This is a genomic window from Tumidithrix helvetica PCC 7403 (assembly GCF_965232925.1).
Classification (GTDB): domain Bacteria; phylum Cyanobacteriota; class Cyanobacteriia; order Pseudanabaenales; family Pseudanabaenaceae; genus Tumidithrix; species Tumidithrix helvetica.
In genome coordinates this window covers 384472-394738 of record NZ_CBDDRA010000002.1, presented here as the reverse complement: position 1 = coordinate 394738, position 10267 = coordinate 384472, and the positions used below count along the sequence as shown (strand labels likewise).

Genomic DNA, 10267 nt, shown 5'->3' with positions numbered 1-10267 from the left:
ACTCGAATCCTTGCATTTATTGCCTACTTCAACCGTACGATGGCAAAGCCTTTTAAGTGGACTTATAAAGGAAAGGCTCTGGCAGTTTAACGGTAGACATTTTTACGCCGTAGTGTACTAGTAGTTTTCCTCGCCCAAATTCTATGCCTGACGCAGCTCAGGGAAGTCTACGAGTGGGTAATCGTACCGATAGTCCTGTTAGAATTGTCCTTTTGCTCCGCAAAGGTTCGCAAACATCGTGGAATCAAGTCGAACCTTTAAACTGGGACTTTGCCCCCAAAGAGGGTGGTTCAGAGGGGTTGCTGCTATCTTTACCCAGTGAAAAGGTGGTACTGCGTAAGGGAGATATTATTTTTGCCTTTGCGATCGATGGCTCTAGGGCCTATTGGGGACCTAATGTTGTTGGGGAAACCGATGCTCCCTTTTGGGACAAACAGCACAAAGAATGGAGCATGGTCTTACAGCCCTAAGTTGAATAAAGTTGAATAGGACACTCTCAACGTTCGATCAATAGCAATGTCCAGTTGCAGGGCTGTTGTAAATCGCCAAACGCTCCCTGCATCATAAATCCTAAAGCTTCACGGGTGGGAACGTAGCTGCGCGACAAATAATATCCTGGTTCTGCAGTGACTCCATCTAGATATTGGAGATCGGAGGTTGCATCCACGGCAAAGAGGTGATTGGAACCTTTTACTGCCATCGCGATCGCATACTTAGGACTGTGTTTGTACTGTTCTGGAATCATAAATATGCCGTAGACATTGTGTTGCCCAAACCAAGGTTGCACGATTACTTTTACGGCACGAATTTCGCGAACTTTGGGGTTATTACTCATGCGCTCTGAGCTACATAGGTTAGTAGGAGGCTTTAGCCATAGCCATGTGAAGATGCCTACGATCGCAATGGGAATGCTGACGCACAACACTACTAAGGGTTTAATTTTTTGCCTGTCGATCATCCCCATCCTGCACGCTCAAAATCTCGACAACGAATTGCTGACTCAGTCAGGGCTTCGAAAGGATGGAGCGGACATTTGAGCCGATAGTTCCCTGTAAAGTAAACGCAATTGCTACAAGGAATTTGATGCAAATATTGAATGCGCTTAATACCTCGAACCACTGAGGCGATCGCATCCCAGATGAACCAAGCGATCGCGAACCAAATTATGACAGGTAGTACAAATTGAGTAATGTATGTCTGTATCATTTTTATATCCAGAAAGCCTCATGTGACAATGCTATGCCCCAATCCGATCGTCCATTATCCTCTTTTTCTCCGTCAAATTTCGGTGCGGAAGCTTACTTTCAGCAGGGGATCGAACTTAGCAAGATCGGGCAGTATGAGGCGGCGATCGCTTCCTTTAGCAAAGCCGTAGAAATTCAGCCAGATTTTGCCGAAGCCTGGAACGATCGCGGCATTGCCCTTAACGATCTAGGACAGTATGAAGACGCCGTGCATAGTTACGATCGCGCGATCGCGTCGCAACCTAACTTGCATCAAGCTTGGTACAACCGAGGTATTGCTCTGGGGAATTTGGGGGATTACGAAGCCGCAATTGCCAGTTGGGACAAAGCGATCGCCTTGAATTCTAATTTTGCGGAGGCTTGGTTTAATCGCGGCTGTGCCATGGGCAATCTAGAGCATTACAACGGTGCGATCGCCAGTTGGGACAAGGCAATTGCCCTAAAACCCGACTATGCTGCGGCTTGGTTTAGCAAAGCCTGTATTTATGCGGTTCAGTCCGAGTTGGAACTAGCCTTGGTGAATCTCAAGTCTGCGATCGATTGCAATCCTGCTGTTTATTGTCGTTTGGCAAAGGCTAATCCTGCGTTTGCTGGCTTACGCCAAGATTCGAGATTCCTAGAGCTTTTAGAGAATACCAGCGGATTCGTATAAACGCCTGATAATTGCCATAATGCGGCGATCGTAGTTAGGGTCAAGCGCCCAGCGATCGGTGAGTTGACCTAAGAGGGGTGCAACTCCACGCGTAATGTAAGGAAACCTCGGATCGACCACTGCCAAAACCAACGGAGCAGTACTGGCATAGGCTTTTAATCGTTGAATCTGCGCTCTCACTCCCGTTCTCTGGTCGGGGAAGCGATCGCCATGCAGCCCACCGCCCACTACCCCCAGTCCGCCAAAGTTGTTTTGCTCGGGCAAAATATCGCCGCCAAATTGTAAAAAGTTTGTCTCCAGACACATTTGGCAAAAAGCAATGTCGTGATTGACGCCTTCGATCGCAGCTTCCTCGCGATAGATTCTAGGTAAGTCGCCATATTTAGCGATCGGAACCTCATTGATCTTGAGGAAGGAAAGCAACTGGGCTTCGGATGTATTTCCACTTCCCATAATCCGATCGATTTGACCGAGGCAAGCCTTTAACACCATTTTGAGAATCACCATACGCCGCAGAGAATCAAAGGAAATTGAAATACTCAGATCTCGCAGGGCGATCGCTTGTACGTAGACGGTTTTGCGATAAATGATGCGTCGAATATTCACAGTTTGCTGGACAGTTAATCCCAACAAATCCAGTAAGGATTCTGGAATATAGGCATTACCAAATAGGATAATGCCACGTTGTTTTTGGATTTGACCATTGATTTGGATGGCAACGATGGGCAGATCGTCAGGCTCTGACGAGCGATCGCTGGAAGCCTGACTGAGCGCCTGATTCGATCCTCGATTTGCTCTCAATGGGGGAGGGTTAGTATGGTCGCTAGAAAAGGAAATAGAACTAGATGACTTGTCTCCAGAATCCGTGGTAGGAGGAACAACAGTAGGATTATTTTGGAGCGCCTCAATCGATCGCAACCATTTTTCTAAGCCATCTGCCAACCCTAAGGCAAAATCGCGACGGTGCGTTTGCAATAAGCTCCGATCTTGGGAATTCGTAAGAAATCCTAATTCGACCAGCAATGACTGAGGGATCAGATCGCGACAAAAAGCTAACCTTCCCAAAGATGCCTCTGTGTCAGGTTTTATGCCCCGACTCGGTAAACGTGGAACGCGTTTGATCAGAGCATTGAGCAAAAGTTCGGCTTGGCGGCGGCGATCGCTATTCAAGGCAATGTAAAACGCGGCGGCTCCCCGTATTTCAGGGTTATCCAACGCCCCCATGCGAATCTCTAGTGCCACATCCTGCATGTTACCGCGTGCGTTAATCCACTCTATCGTACTGGTTGCGTTGAGCGCATCATCAGGAGCCTCAACTGTGAGTCCGCGCGATCGCAGCTCCGCCACGATCAGATCTCGCGTAGCAATCATCTCAACCGCCTCATTTGTCCCCCCAACTTCGGCACCAGGATTTCGCAAAGCCCCCTCAAAGCCACCCCGTCCCGCCGAGATAAAGATCTTGCCAGTAGGAGCTTGGGCACGGGCAGTATATTGCGTGGCGATCGCGGTGAGAACTGCCCCTGCGCCAACCTGAAGAATAGTCCTTCTACCAATTCTTCTCATATCAAAACTTCAGGCTTACCCCCCATCCTTTCAACCATGATAGATATCTCTTCTGCGAATCAAAAAACTAGGAATTTCTGGTTTGCGGCGGGGCGTTTCCCAAAGGGAATCACTTTTCTCACTGCCGTCAGTTCTTTCTATCCTCTCATTTTTTTCACTTCTGTCGCTTTTACTATGCGCTTTAACCTGCTCGGCGATTTCCTTTAAGACGTTTGCCTCATCGTTAATACTGGCAAAGGTGACGAGCAAAGTTTCGATTTCGCTCATGACCGAAGCAATGCGATATCTGGATTTAATCTGATCGGCTGATGCCCAAAAAGTTTCTGCTTCATGGGCGGTACAGTTCGCTAGCAGATTCTCAATTTCTTGTAAAACATATTCAATCTGAGTGTTTTGTGGTGAGAACTCAACGACCTTCGGATGGGAATTGGAATTAAAACGGTGGGAGAGGATAGAGGGGGTAGGATGAGCATCACTTTGCATAGGGAATCTCCTGAGCTAATTTTTGAAAATCTGAAATTGGGATACGCTATGTGCAAGAATCTATCTAACTATTTTGGGAAATTAGTTGGGATAAAGTTGGTTAGGGGATTCTGTACTGTTTGATATGCCGCCCACTGAGTTCTTGTTCGATTGGGCGATTAAATTGCGAAAGCCCAAATCGGTCAGCGTAACCAAAATGCGCGTAATGTTTCTGCGAACGCGTCTTTTTTGCAGAAAACTGGGTAAATCAGGACGATATTGCCGAATTGTGTTTCTCATATCCTGTAAAGCAACCCAAACACTAGAAATTTCTTCATGCGTACAGACAAGCAACAAGTTCTCGATCTCTCTTAATGTCGCCACGATGCGGCGGTGCGCATCCCAAAAGGAATCGCTGATACTTTCGCTGATACTTAGTGGCAGTAAATCAGGCGCGAGCCAAGGGAAAACAAAATTTGGTCGAGTTTGGGTGCTCATGTTTCGATCGCTTTGTGTTTGGGTTACTGCGGTCTGCACCGCTGCGCCAGAGGATGATTTCGCTCTAACTTCTAAAAAATATTCATAATTTAGCGAACCTAGTTGCGTTTTTTTAGACACTGATAATGAACTAGCGTTGCAATACCAGTGTGCGCCTACAACCTTAGTTTTCTTAGGCAGGTTTGTAGACCAGAAAAAAACAGTGCTTTTGTCTGCAAACACATGAACAATCAAGCTATCTGCGTTTGACTTTTCGCGAATGTTGATTCAGGATGAGTTTGCTCGACAAAAAGGTTGATTGTCCGAAGCATAGTGTAGGGAGCAGAACTGGCTCAAATCAAGATGACGCATGCAGTGCAGCAAAACTAACAGCGATCGCGCTCGAAGCGTTGTAGTCTGAAGCGATCGCAGGTTAAGTTTTAGACTTGCTGAATTTTGGAAACGCGCTGAGATCTTATGAATGGCAATCGCTTCTGATTAGATGAGGCGATCTCTGGAAAACAGAATTGTAAAACCCTCTTGAACAAAATGGCGATCGTGAGTCAATATTCGCTCGATGTCCATTTGCCGCATTGTTACCATTGAGATGCAGTCTGTGAGGCTATATCCCTTATCTAGTCGCTGTTCGTATAATTCCAATCCACCCAAAAAGGTCTCATGAGACTGAGGTAACACGATTACCTTGTCCGAATCTACATTAAGCAGTTTCCGAACTGTAGTTACTGCTCGATTGCGTAGTTTTACGCCACCTTCAGACAAGAAATTGAGAACTTCTGTAAGTACTTCATCGGTCGTAATAATCTTTGTTTTACCTAGCTTTTCTGTAATTGCGATCGCTTGGTTGTGGAAATTATCGCGAGGGCTGAGTAATGCAACCCAATAGAAGGTATCGGCAAAAATCAACTCGGTCATAATTGCGAATTGTAGAGATAGCGATCGTGATGCTCGGCACCATCAGTGGGCAAACATTCCAAATCTTTGTCTGATAGACCAGTCGCAAAAGACGTAGCGATTCCCAATAGAAATGAACTTGTATCTTCTTCTGATTCTCTCGCTAAATTCTCTTCTACCAGTTTAGAGCCTAGAACTGGGCGATGATTTGGATCCAGCCGCCACTCTAAATAGCTGACAAAATCTAAAACCTCTTGTAAAACAGGTTCAGATAAAGCTTCTAAATGCTCTAGCTTGCCTAAAATAAGCTCTTTTACAGCGTTCATGTTCCAAGCCTGATATCAATACACATATTTTACTTGTCCCTGCATAAATTTAACCAAATTGGCTCAATTTTCTTGTTTGATTTAGTTGTAAAAACCAGCAGCGATCGCGCTCGAAGCATTGCCGTCTGAAGCGATCGCAGGTTGAGTTTTAGACTTGGTGAATTTTGGAATTGCGCTGAGATGTTGGGACTAATCGCTTATTAGAGAATCGACTAACCAATCAGAGTTCTATTCTTTTGTGAGTTCTTCTAGCATGGGGAAGAGAATATTTGTGACTGGCTTCATCACTGACTCTAGAAGCTCTTTTTAGGTAAAAATGCGACTACTTTTAGGTCTTTTGAGTGGCAGGTTGAGTTTTAGACTTGCTAAATTTTGGAATCGCTTGTTTGGGGATGAATGCAAGCAAAATTAAGCAACCATAGAGTTATGTTCTATGTCTTGATATCTGCCACGAATTTGCACGTACTCATCTTCCAATAAAAAATCTTTTACTTTCTCATAGTCTCGCTCGGAATAGACTATTTTATAACCTTCAGTTGGATCGTACACTTTATAGCTACCGTCTGCATCTCCAACTAGCATTAACACATAGGGAAGGTCGGAAGTTGGATCGACCCACATTTCAATAAATTTCCAACTAGATAACTTCGCTTGGTTTTGTGCGCGGAATGACATGATATTCACCCTTAATGATTTTCATTTCTGCAAAATATAATGGCAATCGATTCCCTTCTAGATCAATTCTATATCCAATTGCCCGATCAAAATACATCCCATAGCGTTCGTGACCTCTTACAGTACCAATAAGTTGACCATCCTCAAACAAAGCCTCTGTAACCAAGAGTAAAGTTTCTCTATCGTTAAACACATGCGCCTTACCGTCTTCCTTTAACAGTTTTAACATTTGTGGTGTATCTGGCAAGTGCTTATGTATATGCTTTTCTGCTAAATTAAGCCCTCTTGGCGGTCTACGATTTTCCTCATCCTCTTGTGGCATAACCTTTCCACTTGATCGCCTTTTTGTGATGAACTGTAGATAAACAGCGATTGTACACTTAAACGATCTTGTTATAGGTAATCTTATTGAGCAACATGTACTTTGTCTATGTTCAGCATCCCCTTAGTTTTCGGACAATACTCAAGATTTCCCCTCTTCCAAAGAATGCGCCATAGTATGCCAAAAGAATTGAATTATAACTAGCCTCAAAGTCCTCAGATTTTGGAATAGTAGTCACATATAGATGCTGACCTCCTAAAGGATGACTATAATGGTATGCGTAATGTCCATCACTCATTTTCCCAGCGAGAACGGAACCTTCAAAATCTCCTCTTGATAATCCAACAATTCCACAATATTTGCTCCTTAAAAGCTCATCACGTAATTCATTTAGATTGTGAATCATGGGGTTGCTTGTAAATGGATCGTGATCGGTAAACATATGGGAAACACTTTGCTTAGAGTAGCCCGTATATCCTGTGACGTAATAAGCAAAATGTTCACAGTTTCGATGACCTAGATGATAGTCAATTCCTGTTGTCATCTCTTTAATCCTTTGATTAATCAAGGTTTTACTAGCTCCAGTGCTCTGTTCTAAAGTGATTTTTTTTAACTCTCCATCACTGCCTGGCAATTTGTAGCTTAAACCAGATCTGAACAATTCTTTTGTAAAGACATGACCTTTACTTCCCATCCAAGATGTTCCATCCCAAGGTCCCCACTCCACTATTTTCCCATTACCAATATACACAAAGAAATGTCGAGTATGAGCAACCAGTTCAACGGACAGAATATCACCTATTTGAAGTTCCATTTCTACAACACTATTCTTGTTTTTGCGAACACATCTATGATTAAAAGCTGTTACGTAGCAAAAACTAAGTGAAGTCGCGTCTGATTTTTTCTATAGCTTGATTTAAGCTATCGGTATGAATCCAACCAACAAAACCACCAAAAACCATGTTGCCTTCAGTATCAGCAATAAAAACATGGTTAACACCCACAGGATTTTTGAACATCTTTAGCACTGATCCATCACGAAGAGTAAAACGAGGTGTCGCTCGCTTGAAATCCCTGCTATGAGCTTGTGTCATACCTGGGACTTGATTCAGTACATCCACAACTGGCTCGGCTACGCTTGATATTTTGTTAGCACTTTGTGTAGGTCGATTCCATTCATTGACAGAATCATGAATCTTTTCATAGATTTTAGCAACAGGCTCTAATGATTCAAACATACTTTTCCTAGTGAGTTGATGACTATTATCTATTACATCACAAAAATCTCATACTAAATAGCTAAATTTTACTAATTTTAAGATCGTCACTTGACATCTTCAACCTGTTGAATTTGTAATTGCTGGCTGGAGATTTCAGATTTATGCGAGGTTGTGGTATCGAGAGTTAACTTGTAGCAAACCTAGGAAATTCTTTGCAGGCTGAGTTGTTTGTCAATGTCGATCGCTACGAGTTGTCCGCTGCGATCGAACGTCACAGAGGTAGAGATTTTTTGTTTGACGAAGGGAATGGAAATCGTCCCGACGAGCGTATTCTCCGATCTCCATTCGCCTCTATAGCTAGCGGAGCCTAGTGGTGCGTAGAGCGAACTACCAAACTGGTAAAACATTTGTCGCCATTGGGTCGTGACTAAACCGATGGGCACGTAATCGCACCAGAACTGTCCTTGTTTGCGCGACAGGGGTAGCCAAGGCATGGCGATCAAGAGAGCAGCGAGGGCGGGATCGTTGCCTACGAGGCGATGAAATACAAAGCCACTGTCATCGCGGCGGAAATATAACTTTGCTTTGCCCGAATCTAGATAGAACGTACCATCGATCGCCATCCGAACCGTCACTGTTAGAGGCGTTAGCGATCTCCCTTTCCGCAAGACTTGAAACTTAATTTGCGAATCTAGTGGTAAGGATAATGCTTGGAGCAAAGCCCGATCTAAAGACACAGCCTCAACCTCCGCAGATTCCGTTGGTGTGGATTCCGCACAAAACTCGTCGTTGACGCGTAGGTTGGCAAAGCTAAAGGGAACCGTGGTAGCACCAATCTCTGGTGTGAGTTGGACTTGAATGTGAATGTGAGGTTGCGGCGAATATCCTGAATTCCCACAGCGTCCGAGTAAAGTACCGCGTTCGATCCGATCGCCTTGATTTACGACAATACTATCTTGGGCAAAATGGGAAATCTCCACATAAAAGCCGCGATCGTCAACCAGAATCACATAATTCCCCCAATTCCGATCTTGGTCTACGGTTCCGATCGCACAGTCAGGCAGATCGCGCACCACGCGCGAGACCCAGCCTGAGACTGGCGACAGTACGGGCTTTTGAAAGGCATAGTAATCGCTGAGTTGGAGACCTGACTCCCGAAAGGTTTGTCCTTCCTCATCCCGAATCACAAAATCGTAGGCATAGCGCCAGAGTCCTTGATGCGTCCAGCGTCCATCGCAACCCTGCCAAACCATCCATCGTCCTGCAAAGGGTAAGGCGATCGCGTGACCGCTACCTTGATGGCGCTGTCTTTCCGTGAGTTCGTAGTCCAAAGTCTTTTCGGGGGAAGCCTGCGGATACTTGGCAAGTAAGCCTCTGCCCACGCTTCCCAATAGATACAACAGCGATAGGGTGACGACATTATAGGGAAAGGCATGGACGGGCAAACCGACCGCCGCCCAAAACACGCTGACCGCTTCGCCTAGAATTGCCGTCATCACCACTGCGATCGCGGCGAGAGCATAGCTGCGTACTGAGGGCAGCAGATAATATCCCCCGATCGCGAGGGCAACCAGAATATAGTTCAGCGTGGCTGGATCGTAATATACGTAAGCAAACGTGCCTGTGAGAATGCCGCGTGTATAGGTTCCCAAGGCATAGCCTGCGATCGCGAGAAAGAATTGAATGCGGGAGTTGATCAGCAGCAACAACATTACCACTATGCCCACCCAGATATTGGGCAAGAAGAAAATCAATCCCAAGGTTCGCAGAAAGCCTTCAAATTCTAACGGTAAGCCAATCGTGTAGGTGTGAACGGGCAGAATCGCTGCTTGCAAACCCGCATAGCGAAAGGCAGCCAGATGCACGATCCAACTTACAGCAACAAAGGGAAGGCTGAGGACGGGAAGTAGTAAAACCGTTCGCAAAATATGCGACAGCGACCATGTTAAGACAAAAGCAAAGGCTCCCGCCGCCGCTGATAGGAATAAGGAGGCAGGACTGAGTTGGAAGAGATATCCCACGCTCAATCCCGCCAAGAGTGGGTTGAAGAGTAACGGCGCGAAATTCAAATAGTCCTGCTTCAGCTTTGCCACGGTAGCGAAGGTAACCGCTGCCATCAGTCCTGTCAGTCCCATGATTAAAACCGAGGGCTGTAGGAACATTGCGATCAGCAGGCAGGCTCCCATACCCGCACCGCGCAAAAACATAATTTCGGCAATTGCAGCACAGACCGCTTGCAAGAAGTGCTGGGGGGCTTGCCGCCATTTCATCAAACGTTTCCAGTTTTGCCGTAAATACGGCTTGGATAGAATTGCCCAGTTAGAATTTCCGAGAGAAGGCGATCGCTGACGAATATTCAACATCGATAACTATTCCAATTTAATGTTTGTTTATGACAGCTTGGGAAAGGATGG

The 10267-nt window shown here is 45.4% G+C and carries 14 protein-coding genes; 2 read left to right on the top strand and 12 right to left on the bottom strand.

Annotated elements, in window-relative coordinates:
- Window positions 1–143 precede the first annotated feature (143 nt).
- Entirely contained in the window at window positions 144–470 is a 327-nt protein-coding gene (locus ACP2WE_RS03575; protein ID WP_425214212.1) for a hypothetical protein, read from the top strand.
- Window positions 471–496: 26 nt separating this feature from the next.
- On the opposite strand, the gene ACP2WE_RS03570 is transcribed toward ACP2WE_RS03575, so the two are convergent.
- Window positions 497–958: a hypothetical protein gene (locus ACP2WE_RS03570; protein ID WP_425214211.1), complete on the bottom strand. Its 462-nt coding sequence runs from the start codon at window positions 956–958 to the stop codon at window positions 497–499.
- Window positions 955–1206 (bottom strand): hypothetical protein, encoded by a 252-nt coding sequence (locus ACP2WE_RS03565; protein WP_425214210.1) that lies wholly within the window; start codon window positions 1204–1206, stop codon window positions 955–957. Before ACP2WE_RS03565 ends, ACP2WE_RS03570 begins: the two co-directional genes overlap by 4 nt.
- 33 nt (window positions 1207–1239) lie before the next feature.
- Between ACP2WE_RS03565 and ACP2WE_RS03560 the strand changes: the two genes are divergently transcribed.
- On the top strand, window positions 1240–1896 hold the full coding sequence (locus ACP2WE_RS03560; protein ID WP_425214209.1) for a tetratricopeptide repeat protein: 657 nt from the start codon (window positions 1240–1242) through the stop codon (window positions 1894–1896).
- Here ACP2WE_RS03560 and ACP2WE_RS03555 read toward each other — a convergent pair.
- From ACP2WE_RS03555 to ACP2WE_RS03510, 10 genes are all read right to left on the bottom strand, one after another.
- Complete coding sequence (locus ACP2WE_RS03555) at window positions 1870–3459, bottom strand: N-acetylmuramoyl-L-alanine amidase (RefSeq protein WP_425214208.1); 1590 nt, start codon at window positions 3457–3459, stop codon at window positions 1870–1872. The genes ACP2WE_RS03560 and ACP2WE_RS03555 overlap by 27 nt on opposite strands.
- A gap of 30 nt (window positions 3460–3489) precedes the next feature.
- Window positions 3490–3942 (bottom strand): hypothetical protein, encoded by a 453-nt coding sequence (locus tag ACP2WE_RS03550; protein WP_425214207.1) that lies wholly within the window; start codon window positions 3940–3942, stop codon window positions 3490–3492.
- Between the two features lie 81 nt (window positions 3943–4023).
- The gene (locus ACP2WE_RS03545) at window positions 4024–4539 is read right to left on the bottom strand and encodes a hypothetical protein (protein WP_425214206.1); all 516 of its coding nucleotides are present in this window, start codon (window positions 4537–4539) and stop codon (window positions 4024–4026) included.
- Between the two features lie 357 nt (window positions 4540–4896).
- On the bottom strand, window positions 4897–5331 hold the full coding sequence (locus ACP2WE_RS03540; protein ID WP_425214205.1) for a type II toxin-antitoxin system VapC family toxin: 435 nt from the start codon (window positions 5329–5331) through the stop codon (window positions 4897–4899).
- Window positions 5328–5636 carry a hypothetical protein gene (locus ACP2WE_RS03535; protein WP_425214204.1) on the bottom strand — a complete coding sequence of 103 codons (309 nt, stop codon included), beginning with the start codon at window positions 5634–5636 and terminating at the stop codon, window positions 5328–5330. The genes ACP2WE_RS03540 and ACP2WE_RS03535 overlap by 4 nt, the downstream gene beginning before the upstream one ends.
- Before the next feature lie 408 nt (window positions 5637–6044).
- Entirely contained in the window at window positions 6045–6311 is a 267-nt protein-coding gene (locus ACP2WE_RS03530) for a hypothetical protein (protein WP_425214203.1), read from the bottom strand.
- Window positions 6274–6633, bottom strand: a complete 360-nt coding sequence (locus ACP2WE_RS03525) for a DUF6972 family protein (RefSeq protein ID WP_425214202.1) — start codon at window positions 6631–6633, stop codon at window positions 6274–6276. Before ACP2WE_RS03525 ends, ACP2WE_RS03530 begins: the two co-directional genes overlap by 38 nt.
- A gap of 112 nt (window positions 6634–6745) precedes the next feature.
- A complete protein-coding gene (locus ACP2WE_RS03520) occupies window positions 6746–7447 on the bottom strand; it encodes a lecithin retinol acyltransferase family protein (protein ID WP_425214201.1) in 702 nt (233 codons plus the stop codon).
- Between the two features lie 64 nt (window positions 7448–7511).
- Window positions 7512–7871: a hypothetical protein gene (locus ACP2WE_RS03515; protein WP_425214200.1), complete on the bottom strand. Its 360-nt coding sequence runs from the start codon at window positions 7869–7871 to the stop codon at window positions 7512–7514.
- Between the two features lie 182 nt (window positions 7872–8053).
- Complete coding sequence (locus ACP2WE_RS03510) at window positions 8054–10216, bottom strand: urea transporter (RefSeq protein ID WP_425214199.1); 2163 nt, start codon at window positions 10214–10216, stop codon at window positions 8054–8056.
- Between the last annotated feature and the right edge of the window lie 51 nt (window positions 10217–10267).